This window comes from Pigmentiphaga sp. NML080357 (assembly GCF_002188465.1).
In the GTDB taxonomy this organism is placed as follows: domain Bacteria; phylum Pseudomonadota; class Gammaproteobacteria; order Burkholderiales; family Burkholderiaceae_B; genus Pigmentiphaga.
In genome coordinates this window covers 224,167-242,053 of the sequence record NZ_NINW01000037.1, presented here as the reverse complement: position 1 = coordinate 242,053, position 17,887 = coordinate 224,167, and the positions used below count along the sequence as shown (strand labels likewise).

5 protein-coding genes are annotated in these 17,887 nt (G+C 69.3%); all 5 read left to right on the top strand.

Translation table 11 applies throughout. The annotated features are described in order from the left end of the window. Window positions 1-4: 4 nt before the first annotated feature. The 5 genes from CDO44_RS16210 (at window position 5) to CDO44_RS16190 (ending at window position 17,825) form a co-directional block, all read left to right on the top strand. Window positions 5-1,345 carry a Do family serine endopeptidase gene (locus tag CDO44_RS16210; protein WP_198951376.1) on the top strand — a complete coding sequence of 447 codons (1,341 nt, stop codon included), beginning with the start codon at window positions 5-7 and terminating at the stop codon, window positions 1,343-1,345. 387 nt (window positions 1,346-1,732) lie between these two features. Further along, window positions 1,733-2,398, top strand: coding sequence for an STN domain-containing protein (locus CDO44_RS16205; protein WP_087781298.1), 666 nt, complete (start codon window positions 1,733-1,735; stop codon window positions 2,396-2,398). Then, complete coding sequence (locus tag CDO44_RS16200; protein ID WP_087781297.1) at window positions 2,395-2,991, top strand: RNA polymerase sigma factor; 597 nt, start codon at window positions 2,395-2,397, stop codon at window positions 2,989-2,991. The genes CDO44_RS16205 and CDO44_RS16200 overlap by 4 nt, the downstream gene beginning before the upstream one ends. A 58-nt stretch (window positions 2,992-3,049) precedes the next feature. Next, on the top strand, window positions 3,050-4,006 hold the full coding sequence (locus CDO44_RS16195; protein ID WP_233146216.1) for a FecR domain-containing protein: 957 nt from the start codon (window positions 3,050-3,052) through the stop codon (window positions 4,004-4,006). A gap of 355 nt (window positions 4,007-4,361) precedes the next feature. Beyond that, the gene (locus CDO44_RS16190) at window positions 4,362-17,825 is read left to right on the top strand and encodes a filamentous haemagglutinin family protein (protein WP_087781296.1); all 13,464 of its coding nucleotides are present in this window, start codon (window positions 4,362-4,364) and stop codon (window positions 17,823-17,825) included. The last annotated feature ends 62 nt before the right edge of the window (window positions 17,826-17,887 follow it).

Here is a 17,887-nt window from a genome sequence, read left to right as displayed (position 1 = left end):
GGCGATGCTCGCGGTATCGGCCTGCGCCAACATGCCGCCCGCCACGTGGCTGCCGGCCGCCGATTTCTCGGCCTTGGTGAAGACCTACGGGCCCGCCGTGGTAAATATCGGCGTGGTGCGCGATGGCGCATCGCCAACCGCCGCGATCGACCCGGCGACGGGAAGGCGGCAAGGCCGGCTGCCCCGCCGCGACCAGGTCGACGAACGCAGCCTGGGCTCGGGTTTCATCGTCGGCGCAGACGGCTACATCCTCACCAATGCCCACGTGGTGGCGCAGGGCAGGGACATCAGCGTGCGGCTGGCGGATCGCCGGGAATTCAAGGCGCAATTGATCGGCCTGGACCCCGTGGCCGACGTGGCCCTGCTCAAGATCGAGGCGTCCGGGCTGCCGGTGGTGGCGATCGGCGATCCGGACCGGGCCGACGTGGGCGACTGGGTGCTGGCCATCGGGGCGCCTTACGGCTTCAGCCAATCGGCCACCGCGGGCATCATCAGCGCCAAGGGCAGGGTTCTCCCGGGCGCCGAGTACATGCCATTCCTGCAAACGGACGTGCCCGTCAATCCCGGCAATTCCGGCGGCCCGCTATTCAACCTGCGGGGCGAGGTCATCGGCATCAATTCGCGCATCTACAGCAACAACGGCGGATACCAGGGTCTGTCCTTTGCCATTCCGATCGATGTGGCCATGCGCATCAAGCAGCAATTGCAGGCGGGCAGCAGCATCACGCGTGGCCGTATCGGGGTGGCGGTCCAGGAGGTGAGCCAGGCATTGGCCCATTCGTTCCGGCTGCCGCAGCCCGCCGGCGCCCTGATCAGCTACGTGGAGCCCGGGGGCGGCGCGGACCGGGCCGGCTTGCGGCCGGGGGACGTGATTCTCGAAGTGCGGGGGCGAGCGGTGAAGCAGTCGGCCGACGCGCTGATTTTCGTCGCGGAGCTGCCGCCGGGCCAGACGGCGACGATGGCCGTCTGGCGCGATCGGGAGCGCGTGGCGATGGACGTCCCCATCGATCGTTTCGAAGTTCCGTCCCGCCCGGCCGCGGCCGCATCCGATCCCGCCACCCCGCTGGGCCTGGTCGTGCGTCCGCTGCTGCCGCAGGAGCTCCAGGTCCTGCGCGTCGAGGCCGGATTGCTGGTGCAGCGGGTCAACGCTGCTGCCGCGCGCGCGGGGATGAAAATCGGCGACGTCATCCTGGCCGTCAACGGACAGCCCGTTGGATCGTTGGCCGCATTGGCCGAGGCGGTGACCGAAGCCGAAGGATCCGCGGCGCTGCTGGTGCAGCGCCGGGGGACCAGGATATTCGTCGCGCTGGAGCTTCCCGGCGCGGCATCCCGGGATGCGCGGTAGCGCCGGCACAAAAGGATACAACTTGTTTGTCAGGATCGCTGCAGTTCGCGGCACCGCCATCCGTCCATACTTCAATGGCCACGGGCCGAGCGCCGGGGAATGATGGCAGCAGGACTATGGGAACTGGTGCGCGGGTTTGCGAACCTGGTCCGTACCTTGGGGATAGGCTCGTCGCCGCGCCGGATCGCGGCGGCGGGCCGGTCGGTGCGGCGCGGGCGGTAACGCGGATGTAATCCGGCTGTCACGCCCGCGGGCTACGATGCGGCGGCCTTGCCGCACGCCCGGTCCAGCCGTGCGGTCCATGAAGAACTGCCGCGTTTGGGGTGGAATGTCCTGCCTGCCGTCGCCCGCTTGTCCGCTCGTCGTTCGCACCTGCTTCGTGTGCGCATGATGTTGTGCGCCTGGATCCTGGGGCCGTTCTGCTGCGGCTTCTGCAACGTGGCCGCCGCGTCGGCGCCCGCGCGCGAAGCCGGCGTGGCGGCCAGGAGCGAGCCTGCATCGTTCGCCATCGACAGCCTGCCCTTGCACGACGCGCTGCAGGCCTACAGCCTGGCGACCGGCCGCTCGGTTCTCTACGATGCCGGCCAGGTGGCCGGGTTGAGATCGACGGCGATCCGCGAGCCCCTGGATCCCGATGAGGCCTTGGACACCTTGCTGCAGGGGACCGGGATGCGGGCGCGGTTCGCGTCGTCCGGCGCATTCGTGATCGTGCCGGTCGAGCTCGCGGCGTACCCCGCCGCGGAAGGCGATGGCGGGACCGCTGCCCACGCCGCGTTCTACGGTCGGGTGCAGCGCGTGGCCACCAGTATTCTCTGCGTCGACGCCGGGTTGGCTGTCGGCCAGTACCGGCTGGCTATCAGCGCCTATGTCAGCGGTACCGGAGCGCTGCATCGGGTCAGGGCCGCCGCGCAGGGCCATGCCGACCTCGAGCCGCGCATCGAAGCCCGCCTGGAGGGGGCGCAGCTGGGCATCGAGCCGCCGCCCGCACTCGTCCAGCCCATCGTGCTGCTGGTGACGCCTCAGACCGGCCGCCTGAAGGCTTGCGCGTCATGACGGGCAGCGGCCTGGCCGAATTGAAGCGGCTGTTTACCGAGCGCTATGAAACGCTCAAGGCGCAGCTGGTCCGGCGCCTGGGCTCGGCGGAACTGGCTGGCGAAGCGCTGCACGACGCCTATGTGCAGTTGGCGGACCGTGAAGGCTTGAACGAGGTGCGGCATCCCCAGGCTTATCTGCTGCATACCGCCGTCAACGCTGCCATCGACCGGTTGCGCGGCACCCAGCGCTACCTGAGTGCCGATGAGGTGGCAGACTTGTACGAACTGGCCGATCCCGCGCCCGGTCCGTCGCACGTGGTGCAGGCGCGCTTCGACCTGACCCGGGCCGTCGATGCCCTGGCCGCCTTGCCCGCCCGGCAGCGCGACATTCTCTACTCCGCGCGGGTCGACGGCTTGACGCTGAAGGAGCTGGCCCAGCGATGGGGCGTCTCCACGCGGCTGATCAGCAGGGAGCTGCAGGCCGCGCACGAATTCTGCGCGCGTCACATGGAAGCGGTGGACGCTATTGCCGGCGGCGCTGGGAAAGATGGCAACAAATTGTCAGATTCCCCGAAAAAGCGTGCGCACGTCCGTGTTGCGGAACGTCTATAAGAAGAAGGAAAAACAGGACATGGATACCCGGCTCCACGGCATGATGGCAGGAGAACCTATGAACGATCCCGGTGCGGACGGCGCCGACATCGTGTTGCAGCAGGCGCGGGCATGGGCGCGGCGGCTGGCTGTCGGCCGTCCGACCGCCGCCGATGCCGAGGCGCTGCGCCGCTGGTGCGCACAGAGCGCCACGCATGCGCAGATGTGGCGGCGGGCGAGCGCGGAATGGCGCGAAATGGGCGAGGTCCTGCAGACGGTCCGGCAACGGATTCCGGCAGCGCAGGTGGCGCGGCCGGTCTCGCCAAGCCGCAGGTGGTTCGTCGGCGCCGCGGTCGCCACCGCCGCGGGCGTGGTGGGCATGGTGAATCCGCCCTTGGGGCTGTGGCCGTCCTGGTCCGAGATGGGGGCCGACTATCGCACGGCCGTGGGCGAGCAGCTCAGCGTGGCGTTGAATGCGCATATACAGCTGCTGCTGAATACCCAGACCAGCCTGTCGGTCCGGCGGGCCGACCCCCTGCGGGTCGAACTGATCGCCGGCGAAGCCGAGATCCGCAACGACGGCCAGGCGCCGCTGGAGATCCAGGCCGGCTCGGGCCGCATCCAGCTCGCGGCGGGGTGCGTCGAGATCAGACATCTGGACAACGAAGAAACCCGCGTCCTCTGCACGGAAGGTCAGGCCGAGCTGTACCATGCCGACGGCATCCTGACCTTGGAGGCCAGCGAGTCGGCCTCGTACGGTACGGGGCACACATCCGCCGCCGTGCGCAACACAGGCGCCGCGCCCTCGGATTGGCGCCAGGGGTACATCGTCTTCAACGACACGCCGCTGGTCGATGCCGTGGCCGAGATCAACCGTTACCGCAGCGGCCGCGTGATCCTGATGAACGACCGGCTGGCCCGCCAGCGCATCAGTGGCCGCTTCGCCATCAACGACACCGACCAGGCCATCGATCTCATCCGGCAGCTCTATGCCGTCCATGTCCGCCGCGTAGCGAATGTCGTGATGCTGGGGTAGTCCGGTCCACGACCTCGCCGTCAGCCCCCAGCCCTCAGCCCTCAGCCCCCAGCCCCCAGCCCCCGGGGCCTGGACCGGGATGCGCGAGGTGACCTGTCACCAAAAATTCATGGGGTTTTCTGTTCCACCTTTTTTCCGGGCTGCGTCTATACGGACATAGGGGTGCGCGGCTTGCGCGCCCGAGCTGATTCATCTGTCTAGGATCCGACCCGATATGTCCGTGCCCGCCAAGCCTATCGCTTCGTCCCGCGTTTCCGCCCGGCGACAGGAAACGATGTTCTCAACCCGGTCCGCGCGTCACGGCGCTGCTCTATCCGGAAACGCTGCGCGCGCCGGGGCATGGCGGCGCACGCCGATGGCGGCTGCGATCGCAGCGCTGGCGTTGGCGGGGGCGTTTGCCGAACCCGTCCGTGCGCAGCATGCATTCAGCCCGTCGTGGTTCGCGGCCAAGGGGGCGGCGCAGAGCACGGCCACGGCGACGGGGCGGCTGCCCAACGGCCTGCCGGCCTCGTCGTTGACGGCGCCCCAGCAGCAATCGGCGGCGGCGCGCCAGAAGCTGCAGACCTCGATCGACAACCTGAACCTGGCGGCGCAGGCGATCGCCGCGCAGCAGGCGGCACAGAAGGCGGCGCGGGAAGCGGCACTGGCAGGGGGATCGTCGGTGCCCGACGGCCTGGGCGAAGGCGGCCTGAAGGTCGACACCAACAGCCTGACGGCTGGATGGCTCAACGCCAAGGATCCGGTGCAGACGGTGGCCGCAGGCAAGACCACGGTGACGATCGGGCAGACGGCCGACAAGGCGATCCTGAACTGGGAGACGTTCAACGTCGGCAAGAACACGACGGTGGCGTTCGACCAGCAGGCGAGCTGGTCGGTGCTGAACCGGGTGAACGATCCGCAGGCGCGCCCGAGCCAGATCCAGGGGCAGATCCAGGCGCCCGGGACGGTGATGATCGTCAACCGCAACGGCATCGTGTTCAGCGGGGCGAGCCAGGTGAACGTGCGCAACCTGGCGGCAGCCGCGGTGGGCATGACCGACAGCCAGTTCAAGAAGAGGCTGTACAGCGACGCGCAAGGCAGCGGCCATATTCCCACCTTCGCCAACGATCTGCAGACCACGGCCAGCAGCAACAGCCATGGCGCGGCGACGGGGCAGGTCGTGGTGGAGCGGGGCGCGCGGATCGCCACGCACGTTCCGCAGACGGTGACCGAAGGCGGCGGCTATGTGATGCTGCTGGGTAGCGAGGTGCACAACGCCGGCCAGATCACCACCGCCGGCGGCCAGGCGGTGCTGGCGGCGGGCGATGCCTTCGTGATCAGGAAGGGGTTGAGTACCGACGAGAACCAGAATTCGACCACGCGCGGCAGCGTGGTCGCGACGCAGCGGCTGGACGGCAGCGCCAGCGGCCTGGCGAGCAACACCGGCCTGATCCAGGCATCGACCGGCGACATCACGCTGGCCGGCCACGACGTGCGCCAGGGCGGCGTTGCCGTGGCGACGACTTCGGTGCATACGCGGGGCACTGTCCACCTGGCCGCGAGCGGCGACAACACCGCGCAGGTCAGCCTGCGGGAAGGCGGCGTCACCGCCATCGTGCTCGACGAGAGCGCCTCGACGGCGCTGGACGTGCAGCGCGAGACCCTGGTCCAGGACAGCGACAAGGCGGGCGACGGCATCGCCCACCGGCGCGACCAGTCGCTGGTGCAGATCGTCAGCGGCGGCGATGTCCGCTTCGAAGGCGAGAGCCTGACCCTGGCCACCAGCGGCCAGGTCTACGTCGATGCGCCGGGCACCAGCGAGGTGAAGCACGGCGCCGTGATCGACGTTTCCGGCTACGTCGGCGTGCGCGTGGCGATGGAAGCGAACAATGTCCTGGTCAATGTGCAGGGCTTCGAGCAGCGCGACGCCTCGGTCAACCGCGACGGCGACAAGCTGCGCAACAGCGATATCTGGCTCGACCGCCGCGACCTGGTCCTGGTGCCGGCTGGCACCAACGGCTACGAAACCGATCGCTGGTATACGGCGGGCGGCCTGCTGGAAGTAGGCGGCTATCTCGGCATTACCGGGCACGGCATCGGCGAGTGGTCGGCGCAGGGCGGCACGGTGCAGTTCAGCGGCGGCAACCTGCTGACGCGCCAGGGGTCGCTGATCAATCTGTCGGGCGGCGCCCTGGACGTGCAGACGGGCTACGTGGCGCAGACCTGGTTGAAGGGCTCGGACGGCCGCCTGTACAACGCCTCGACGGCGCCGGGCGACCTGCTGTACACGGGCCTGTACCGCGGTTTCGAAACGGATCCGGCGCGCTGGGGCGACACGGCCAAGGAGAGTTTCTACAACCCGATCATCGCGCCGCTGCGGCGCCTGGAGAACGGCTATACCGTCGGCCGCGACGGCGGCCGCCTGGTGGTGGCGACGAGCGCGGCGACGCTGCAAGGCGACGTCGAGACCAGCACCTACCAGGGCGAGCGGCAACAGCGGGCGCGCGAGGCGGGCCTGGACGGCTACCGCCAGGCGCAGACGGCCGTCGCGCGCAACGGCGAGCTGGTCATCGGCACCTGGACGCCGGTCTACGACGCCGACCGCGGCGACCTGCGCTACAGCCCGGGCGCCGTGGTCGACTCGGTAAAGATAGGCGGCGCCGGGGCCGGAGACATCGCGCTCGAGGCGGCCTGGCTCAACGCGCTGGAGCTCGGCGGACTGCGGGTCTACGCCAAGGGCGGGATCGAGGTCGCCGAGTCGCTCGCGGTCGCCCCTGGCGGGGAGATCGCCTTGCACGCCGCGCAGGTCGACGTCAATGCCGATCTGACGGCGCGCGGCGGCGCCATTGTCCTGGGAAATATGGTCGACCGGCACGTCAGCGCCAGCACGGGTTGGCAGCAGCTTCCGCTGACGACGGCCGTGCCGGCAGGCTATGTGGCGCGCGTCGCCATCGGCGACGGCGTGACGCTGGACGCGCGCGGCCTGTGGAGCAATCTGCTGCGCGACGGCGCCGACATCGGCGGCCTGCCGTACGTCGACGGCGGCCGTATCGACGTACGCAGCAGCGGCGACGTGCTGGTGGGCGCGGGCGCGCTGCTCGACGTTTCATCGGGCGCGGCGCTGATGGCCGATGACAGCCTGCGCGGCGGCAAGGGCGGCGACATCGCGCTGGTCGCAGACGCCTACTCGGCAGCCGGCGGGCCCAAGGGCAAATTGGTGCTGGAAGGCGAGCTGCGCGGCCACGGCGTCAAGGGCGGCGGCACGCTGACCCTGCAAACGGGCAATGCGGTGATCGTCGGCGGCCAGGTCGCCGGCAGCGACGGCGTCCTGCGGGCGGGCGAGACTTCGCTGGTCGATCTGATTACCAGCGAGGCTTTCACCGTCGCCGAAGGCGCGGTGCTGCCGGTGGACTATCACTACGTCCGCACGCACGCCAACCCGGGCGAGGCGGTCGGCGGGGCGCCGCGGATCGTTGCCGGCAATCCGGCAAGCTGGGTCACGCTGGGCGCCGCCTGGACGCTGCCGAAGGCGGCCAGCGAGAACGTCAGCTACAGCGTGACGCTTTCCAATGGCCAGTACCTGACGGTCGACGGCTATAGCTGGAGCACGCCGCCGACGCTGCCGGCCGGCACGGTCATCACGTCAATCGTGAACCCGGTGAATTTCCCCCTCAATTACGTCGTGGATGCCGCCATCCTGCCGAACGGCATGCCGATCGCTCCGACGCCGGGCGTGATCAAGGCCGGCACCGTCGCGGCCAGCGAATTGACCTATGCCGCCGGCACGCTGGTCCGCGCCGGTTCGTCCCTGCCGTATGCGGTGGCGGTCGAGTCCTTGCTGCATCTGGACGCCGCGCGCTTCCAGCAGGGTTTCTCGCGCTACGAGGTGACGGGCGGCAATGGCCTGGCCGTGGCCGCGGGCGCCAACCTGCGCGCGACGATGCCGGTCCTGCAGGCGGATCTTTCCGTGGCGCGCGACGTGGCCACGGGGGCCGATCCGCAAGCGGCGCTGGAACGGCGGCTGGCGCCGCTGTTCGCCGAGGATGCCCGCAAAGGCCGGCTGACGCAGCGCGGCGGGGCCGATCTGGTGCTGACCGCCGGAGATGCGCGCAGCATGGTCGAAGGCGGCGAGACGCCCACGCTCGCCATCGGCGAAGGTGCCCGTGTCGAAGTCGATCCGGGGCACGGCATCGTCTTGAACGGCAACGGCCAGATCAATATCGATGGCGAGCTGCGCGCTGCCGGCGGCCGCATCGGCGTGTATGGCCTGGGTTTTGGCACCGAGAACGCCGGCCACTTGAAGGGCCACGACGGATCGATCTGGATAGGGAGCAAGGCCGTGCTCGACGTGGCGGGCTCTGCCCACTCGGCAGTGGATGTCCAGGGGCGCCGTTACGGCGTGGTGTTGGACGGCGGGCGTATCGAGATCGGCGGCAAGTACCAGGCCTACGCCACCAAGGCCGATGCCGTCGACAATTTCGTCGTCATCCGTCCCGGCGCGCGCCTGGACGCGTCAGGCGCCGCCGCGACGCTGGATTTGCCCGGCCTGGGCGAGACGCGGCTGGCTTCCGACGGCGGCGTGATCCATCTGGCCAGTTTCAACGGCCTCTATCTCGATGGCGACATGCAAGCCGCGGCGGGCGGCGCCGGCGCCGCCGGCGGCACGCTGTCGCTGGCGCTGGAAGCGCCCGCCTATAGGGATGCGGGCAATCCGTCCGATCGCGTGCTGGTGCACCGCGAACTGCAATTGGTGAAGGAACAGGCGCCGGAAGGCCTGGCGGCCGACGTGCGTCCGGGCCGGGCCGATCCGGGGCTGGTCTACGGCCATGGCCGACTCGGCGCGGACCGCGTCCAGGCGGGTGGCTTCGGCAACCTGTCCATGCTGGTCAACGGCGTCCTGTCGCTGGGCGATGGCGTGGACCTCGCGCTGGGCCAGAGCCTGCACCTGGCATCGCGCGCCATCGTTCTTGCGGAAGGTGCGCTAGCCGGCGCCAGCGCGAGCCTGGCCGCGCCCTATGTGCGCCTGGCAGGCACTTCGAGCCTGGGCAAGGACAGGTACACCATGCCGTTCTTGACCGAGCCTACTTCTTACCAAGGCGGCATGGTCGCATTGCAGGACGACACGCGACTGCGTGTCGAAGCCGGCGTGCTGGACGTGCTCAATGCGGTGCGGTTCGGTGCCCATGGCTACTCGATGCAGAGCGGCAAGGCCCTGGTTTCGCGCCACGGCTTCGAGCAATTGGAACTGCGCAGCCAGAACGATCTGCGTTTTCTCAGGCATACGGTCGGCGACCGCACGTCACTGACGACCGAGGGCGACCTGGTCTTGGCCGCCAGCCAGATTCATCCGGCCACCGGCGCGCTGGCCGAAGTGATCGCGGGGCGCAAGGGCGCTTTCGACCAGTGGGGCGTCTATCAGATCACCTACGATCCCGAGCGCGTCCTGCGCATCGAGCGCAGCGGCGATGGCGCTACCCCGCCGGCGCCGTACTCGGCCTTCGGCACCTTGCGCCTGCGGTCGGCCAATATCGATCAGGACGGCGTGGTCCGCGCGCCGCTGGGCATGCTGGAGTTTGGCGTTACCGCGGGGAACCACCAGGAACCGGGCACGATCGTGCTCCGTCCGGGCAGCGTGACGTCCGTCAGCGCCGCGGGCCTGGTCATGCCCTACGGCGGCACGGTCGACGGCCTGAGCTACAACTACGCCGGCGCGGAAGCCTGGTTCTCCGGCCTGGGCGGGGGCCTGGGCAATGTGCAGCTGACGGCGGACAGCATCGAAGTCCGGCACGGCGCTCGGATCGATCTGTCCGGCGGCGGCGAACTGACGGGGGCGGGTTTCCTGACCGGGCGCGGCGGCTCCACCGATGCACGCCTGCATCCGCTGGTGCAAATGACCGGCGATGGTTTCGTGCTGCCGGGGCTGTCCACCAACCCTGTCTACGCCATCGTCCCTGGCGCGCAGCCCGTCGCGGCGCCGATCGCAGCCGAGAACGGCGCCGGCGATCCGATGGTCGGCCGCCAGATCACCGTCGGCGAGGGCGTGCCGGGCCTGGCGGCCGGCACGTACACCTTGTTGCCGTCCACCTATGCGCTGCTGCCGGGCGCCTTCCGCGTGGAGCTGAACGGGCTGGCCGCGAGCCAGGCCGCCTTCGGCAGCGGCACCGCCATGCGCAACGGTTCCTACGCCACGGCTGCGCGCCTGGGCATCGCCAACACCGGCATCGCCGACGCGCAAACCACGCAGGCCGTACTGACACCGGCCGACACCTTGCGCAGCTATTCGCAATACAACGAGACCAGCTACGCGCAGTTCGGCCTGGACTGGGCCGCGCGCGACGGCGCGCCGCGGCCGCAACTGGAGCGCGATGCGCGGCAATTGGGTCTTTCGCCGGGCAGCCGCCTCGACATTGCCGCCGGCACGGCGGACTTCACCCCCGCCGAAGGCGGGCGCGGCGGCACCGCGGTGCTGAACGGCAACCGCATCGAGATCCTTGCCGATGGCGCGGCGCCCACCGAAGGCTTCGACGGCACGTCGGTCTACGCCAGTACGCTCAATGGCCTGGGCGCCGCCGGCATCAGCATCGGCGGTTCGCCGGTGTCCACGTTCGCCGTGCAGAACGACAGCGGTTCGTCGACCCAGAATTCCTGGCAGGTCGGCCTGGGCAACGGTTCGACCGGCGAGCTCATCCTGCGCCAGGGCGCCGTGCTGGAAGCGGCATCGGTCTTCCTGGTGGTCAACGACAAGAACCAAGGCCTGACCATCGAGCAGGGCGCGGGCATCAATACCTTGGGGCGGGGCAAGGCGCCCTGGGATTCGAACGACGGTTATGTGCTGATGCCGGGCCAGACCGGGGTCTTGGCGGTGACCAACGGCTGGCTGGACGTGACCTCGCCTACTGCCGATGACGCTTCCGGCGTACTCGGCGCGGGCTATCTGCACGTCGGCGCCTGCGCCGCGGGTGCGAGCTGCGCCGGCGAAACGGTGCTGTACTCGGAAGGCACGATCACCGCCGCCACCAACAAGTCGTTCGAGCTGGGCGAGTCGGTGCGCTATGGAACCCGCAACCTGGTGCTGGCCATGGGCGGCATCAACGTGGGCAGCGCCGAGGCGCTGGCGCAGGCCGGGGCCGCGGGCATCCTGCCCTCGGGCCTGACGCTGAACCAGGGCGTCTTGGACCGCCTGTTGCGCGGCGATACCCGCACCGGCGCGCCGGCCCTGGAAAACCTCGTCCTGACCGCCGGCGATTCGGTCAATTTCTATGGCAGTGTGGACTTGAGCACCATCGACCCGGCCACCGGCAAGTCGGCGCTGGAGCGCCTGGTGCTGGGCACGCCGGCCATCTACGGCCACGGCGGCGCGGGCGACGTCGCCCGCATCGAAACCGGCACCCTGGTCTGGAACGGCGCGACCACGCCGGCGGGCAATGTCATCGCCGGCGGCGCCGGCACCGGCAGCGGAAAACTGGTGATCGATGCGGACGTCATCGAGTTCGGCTACGGCCCCCAAAGCCAGCCCGATACCGTGGGCACGCACGAACGCCTGGCGCTGGGCTTTGCCAGCGTGGATCTCAACGCGGCCGAACGCATCACGGCCAACCACAAGGGCGCGCTGGCGGTGTACCAATCCCGGGGCGCCTGGGACGACACGGCCAAGGCATGGACCTACAGCGGCGGCGAGCTGAACCTCAACACGCCGCTGCTTACCGGCCGGGCCGGTTCGGTGAACCGCATCAAGGCCGGCGGCGCCATCGCCGTCTCCGCCCCGGCAGGCTCCGCCGCGCCGCTGGCGGACAACGCCACCCTGGCCGACGCCCTGGGCGCCGAGCTGGCGCTCGATGCCGGCACGCGCCTCGTGCTCGGTACCGCGGTGCTGCTGCCCAGCGGCAAGCTGGCATTGTCGGCGCAGAACGACGTGACGCTGGCGGACGGCGCGCAACTGGACCTGGCCGGCCGCAAGATCGATTTCTTCGACGTCAGCAAGTACAGCTGGGGCGGCGACGTGACGCTGTCGAGCCGCCAGGGCAACATCGCCCAGCATGCCGGTTCGACGATAGACCTGGCCGCCGAGAACAACCGCGCCGGCAAGCTCACGGTACTGGCGCTGGAAGGCACGGCGGACCTGGCGGGCGGCGTGCTGGGGGGCAGCGGCGGCCACTACGATGCGGGCGGCACGCAGGTCCCGTTCGCCGCGGGCTATATCGACGTGCGTGCGCAGCGCATCGCCGATTTCGCCGGCCTGAATGAACGCTTGACGCAGGGCGAAGTCTTCGGCGGCCGCAGCTTTCAGATCAAGCAAGGCGACCTGGCCATAGGCAATGAACTCAAGGCCCGCGAGATCAACGTCTCGGTGGACAACGGCAGCCTGACGGTAACGGGCCGGGTCGATGCCAGCGGCGAGCAGGCCGGCAGCATCCGCCTGGCCGCCAACCGGGGCGTCACGCTTGCAGGCAGCGCCGTGCTCGACGCCAGCGCCAGCGTGTTGCGCAAGGACAGCTATGGGCAGGCGATCGACGCGCCTAACCGCGCCGTCATCGAGATCGACTCGGGCAGCGGCCGCCTGGTGCTGGCCGACGGCGTGCGCATGGACCTGGGCGTGGCGGGCGCGAACGCGAACTACGGCACGGTGGCGTTGAACGCCCCACGCCTGGGCGGCGCCAGGGGCAACGACGTCGACATCGACGCCAGCGGCGCCATCGTGATCGCCGGCGCCAAGTCCGTCGCCGTCAATGCCTTCCATACCTACGACGACGCGGCCGCCGGCACCGAGACCACGGTGGACGGCCGAAGCTACCAGACCATCGACCAGGCCTACCTGGACGGCAAGCACGCCGACAGCATCGCCTTCATCGACAACGCGCTGGCCAACCGCGCGCTGATGGACGGCAAGCTCGCCGGCCTGCGCGCCCATGCCGAGCAGTTCCACCTGCGTCCCGGCGTGGAGATCGTCAGCAATGCGGCAGTCAATCCCGACGGCAACCTGCACGTGGACGGCGACATCGATCTGTCCGGCCACCGCTACGCCAGCGTCAATCCGCGCACGCAGAAAACGTCCGTCCATGGTTCGGGCGAAGCCGGCGCGCTGGTGCTGCGCGCCCAGGGCGACCTGGCGATCTTCGGCAGCATCACCGACGGTTTCGACACGAGCAAGCTGGGCGTGACGGCAGACGACAACGGTTGGGTGCTGCCCGCGGGACGCATGCCGTTCGGCGGGGATCTCGTCATTCCGCACGGCGGCATGGCGACGCTGGACGCCGGCACCCAGTTCGCCAGCGGCCGCACGCTGAACTATGACCTGCCGGTATCGAGCCTGACCTTGCCGGCCGGCACGCTCCTGCCCTCCGCCATGCCGTTGGCGCAGAGCCTGACGCTGCCGGCCGGCACGGTGCTGGGGGCGGCGGTGCTCGATGGCCAGGGCAACGTGGTGCACGCGGCCGGCACCGTGTTGCAGGCGCCGGTGACGCTGGACGCCGGCATGCAGCTGGCCGCGGGTTTCCGCCTGCCGGCGCAGGCGCAGATCGGGGCCACGGTGTGGCCGAAAGGCGTGGAGCTGCCGGTAGCGATGAAGCTGGCCCGGCCGCTGGCGCTGGCCAAGGGTGCCATCGTGCCGTCGGAAACCGACGTGGTGCTGCCGGGCGGCGTGGAGATGGTGGACCTGCGTCCCAAGGGGGCCGACGGCACCCAGGGTCGCACCTTGGCGCTGGCGCCGATGCTGGCTCCGGGCTCGCAGTCGTGGGACCTTCGCCTGGTGGCCGGCGCGGACACGACGGCGGCCGACGCACGCCTGACATTGCCAGACCGCACGGCGCGCTTGCTCCTGTCCGACACGCATTTCGGCATGGGGCACGTGCTCACGCCGATCCCCGGCACCGGCACGCCGGCCACGTACGAGGCCGCCACGTCGCCAGAAGCCGAGGCCCTCTTCGCCGATCTCGCGGCGTGGTACGGCATCGTGCTGACACCAGGCCAGGCGATCACCCCAAGCGACGTGCAGAACCTCAAGGACAGCTGGATCATTTCCGAGAGCGTCACCGAGCTCAACGACTGGGGCTATGGTGAAGTCATCCATGTCGTAGATGCCGGGACGCCGCCGGACCTGGAGTTCGCCCCCAAGCTAGCGCGGCAGCAATTGTTCAGCGCGTTGCGCACCGGCACCGGCGACCTGGACCTGGTTTCCGGCGGGGATTTCGAAATGACCTCGCTCTACGGCGTCTACACGGCGGGCACGTCTTCGGTGCCGCCGGGCAGCGGCTATAACCAGGCGCGCGGCCGTTTGACCGACGGTACGGTGCTGCGTCCCGAAGGAGCAATTTTCGAAGCGCTGGTCGATGGCGGCGCCGACAGCCTGTACGCGGCCTGGTACCCAGAGCAGGGCGGTAACGTGTTGTTGCGTGCCGGCGGCGATCTCAAGGGCGACCTGGTTGGCAACAACGAGAACCGCAGCGACGTTGGCGGCTATACCTTCTACAACACGCGCCAGCAGATCGCGACCGCGGCGGTTGGCAACTGGCTGTGGCGGCAGGGTACCGGTAGCGTCGAGGCGGGCACCGACGCGGTGCCGACGGCGTGGTGGATCAACTTCGGCACTTATGTCGCGGGTGGCGCCACCGGCCAGACCGATCCTTACGGTACGAGGCTATTCGGCAATGCCCCTTTCCTGGTGGGCTTCACCGGCATCGGCACGCTCGGTGGCGGCAATCTAGTCGTGGAGGCCGGCGGCGATGCCGGCATGATCGATGCGCGCGGCCTTCAGGCGACCTGGAACGAGACGCGCCATACGCCGCGCAGCCAGGGTCTGCATCTGGCCGTGGCCAGTACCGGTCGCATCACGCCGAGCGGCGAACTGGTGCAGACCGGCGGCGGTGACCTCTCGCTGCGCCTGGGCGGTACCTTGAATCCGAACCCGGAACTACGGGTCAACGAGCACGACCTGAACAGTACCTTCGTCAATCTGCGCGGCGCCACAACGATCGATGCCGGCGCCATTGGCGGGGTGAAGCTCGGCTATGGCGGGCGGGATCAGATGGATTCCCGCCGGGGCGACGTGTACGCGGCCGGGGGCGGCCAAGCCACCGGCGGGCCTATTCTGGTGCTGGGCGATTCCGCTGTCCGCATCGAAACCCGTGGCGATCTGGTGTTGGGCGGTACGGCCGACCCCGGCCGGACCCTGCTGCTCAATGCAACCCCTTTCACCTACCAAGGCGCGGATTACGCCGGTGACGGTTGGACCTGGTTCTCGCTGTGGACGCCGGCTACCGCCATCGATCTGTTCAGCGCAGGCGGCAACCTGACTCCCACCACGACCTGGGACGAAAGGGATATCAACGAAAACGTGCGCGGAGGCGGCAAGGGCCGCAACCAGTCGGCCAACGGTGACGGCTCTTTCTACCCGTCCGTCCTGCGAGCGGCCGCCGCCAATGGCAGCCTGTACTACGGCGCCAGCGCCAGCAGCGCGCGCCATTTTTCCACCGGAATCATGCGCTATGCCCACGGCACTGTGCTGGCGCCTTCGCCGGTCGGCGCGCAGTTCGTCAATGCTACCGGCAAGGGCGAACTGCAGCTGCTGGCGCAGGATTCGATTCATGGCGCAGGCTATGTGTTCTCGACCTCAACGGCCGACCCGTTGGGGATGGCCAGCCCGTTCCGTCCCGGTTTTGTCGGCATGCTGGCTCAAACCGGTGGCGGCCAGTACGGCACCGATCCGCTTCTGGTCCACAACGCGTCGGCCGAAGCGGCGCTGTACCACGATTGGCTGGGGAGCCAAACCTTGGGACGCATCAATACTGCCGCGTTGTTTACCTTTGGCGGCACGGCGACCTTCGCCGGGGCGGCCGTGGGACGGGAGCCGGCGCGCTATTACGCGGTGCAAGGCGACATCGTCGGCCTGCGCGTCGGCCAGGAAGTGTTGCTGGGCTATCCGGCGGGCTCGGCAGGGTCGCGCTACGAGGCGTCGGGTCCGGTGGCGATACGCGCCGGCCGCGACATCACGGATTCCGGTACGCCGCTGGGCCAGAAGGATCCGACGGCAGGGCGCCTGGACTCGACCGCCTCGACCCGCGGCAACCTGATCGCTCATGCCTATGCCGACGAGATATCGGTGGTGCAGGCCGGCCGCGATCTGCGCAGCAGCAGCTTCTATATCCTCGGCCCGGGCCTGCTCGATGTATCGGCTGGCCGCCACGTCTATCTGGGCAACAAGGGCGAGATCAAGAGCCTGGGGCCGCTCGGCGGTGTCGAGGCGTCGGGCGGCCGCAGCGGCGGCGCCAGTATCTCGGTGTCGGCGGGAATGGGCGAGGGCGCTTACTGGGATGCCTTTGCCAGGCGTTATCTGGACCCGTCCAACCAGGCCGATCCGGGCCGGCCCTTCGCTGACCAGCCAGGCAAGGCCTTGATCGTCTACAGCGGCAAGCTCACGCTGGCGCAATGGCTGCAAAGCGAGTTCGGCTACACCGGCGACGAGGCCGGCGCGCAAGACTTCCTGGCGCAGCAGCAGGCGCAGCTGGATGAGGCGCGCGCCGCCGCGCTGGCCCAGGGCCGCACCGCCAGCAACCGTTCGCTGGCGCGCGAGTTCCAGCAGCAAAGCCAGTTGCACCTGGTGAACTGGCTGAGCGACCGCTTCGGCGGCGCCAATGGCCTGGGCCTGCATTTCGATGCGGCGACTACAGACGCGCGCGCCTTCTTCGATGCACTGCCGCCGGAGCAGCGGCACGCCTACTTGCGCAATGTCTATTATGCCGAGTTGCGCGAGTCCGGCCGCGAGTACAACGATGCCGACGGCAAGCGCTTCGGCAGCTACCTGCGCGGCCGTGAAGCCATCGCGACCTTGTTCCCCGAGCAGGACGCGCGGGGCAGGGCACTGACGTACGAAGGCGACCTGACGATGTTCAGCAGCGCGCTCTACTACAACGCCGACTATGCAAACAACCCCGCCGGCCAGGCGCGTCCGACACCGGGCACGACCTACATCACCAAGGCGCAGTGGGAGGCGCTGGGTAGCCCCGGTTACAACGTGTCGTTCTACGATGTGCTGGACGCCGGCATCCACACCAACTTCGGCGGCGACATCAGCATCATGACGCCGGGCGGCCGCACGCTGGTCGGCATCGACGGTGGCTTCAACCCGGGGCCCGGCTCCGGTGTGATGACACAAGGCGAGGGCGACATCAGCATCTATTCCCACGACAGCATCCTGTTGGGGCAGAGCCGCGTCTTCACCACCTTCGGCGGCAATATCCTGGGCTGGTCGGCGGCCGGCGACATCAACGCGGGACGGGGCTCCAAGACGACGGTGGTCTATACGCCCTCGCGGCGCACGTACGACAGCGTCGGCAACGTCACCCTGTCGCCGCAGGCGCCGAGCACGGGCGCCGGCATCGCCACGCTGAACCCGATCCCGGAGGTGCCTCCCGGCGACATCGACCTGATCGCGCCCTTGGGCACGATCGACGCGGGCGAGGCGGGGATCCGGGTGTCGGGCAACGTGAACCTGGCGGCGCTGCGCGTGGTGAACGCGGAGAACATCCAGGTGCAGGGCAAGGCGGTGGGGATTCCGGTCGTGGCGGCGGTGAACGTGGCGGCGTTGACCAATGCCAGCGCGGCGGCCTCGCAGGCGGCGACGGCGGCGCAGGAGGTGCTGCAGCGCGAACGGGCGGCTTCGCGCCAGGCCCTGCCGTCGGTCTTTACCGTGCGGGTGCTGGGGTTCGGCAACGAGACCGCGCCCGCGTCGCAGGAACCTGCGGCGCCGCGTGCACCGGAACCTTCGGCTTATCGGCCCGAGGGGCTGGTGAAGGTGGTGGACCCGTCGGCGCTGACGGCGCAGGAGCGGGCGCGGCTGGGGCTGTAGCGGCGATGGCGTAGTCGGAGCGGTGCGCGGTCGGGATCTCCGGACCGCGCACCGTTCTTTTA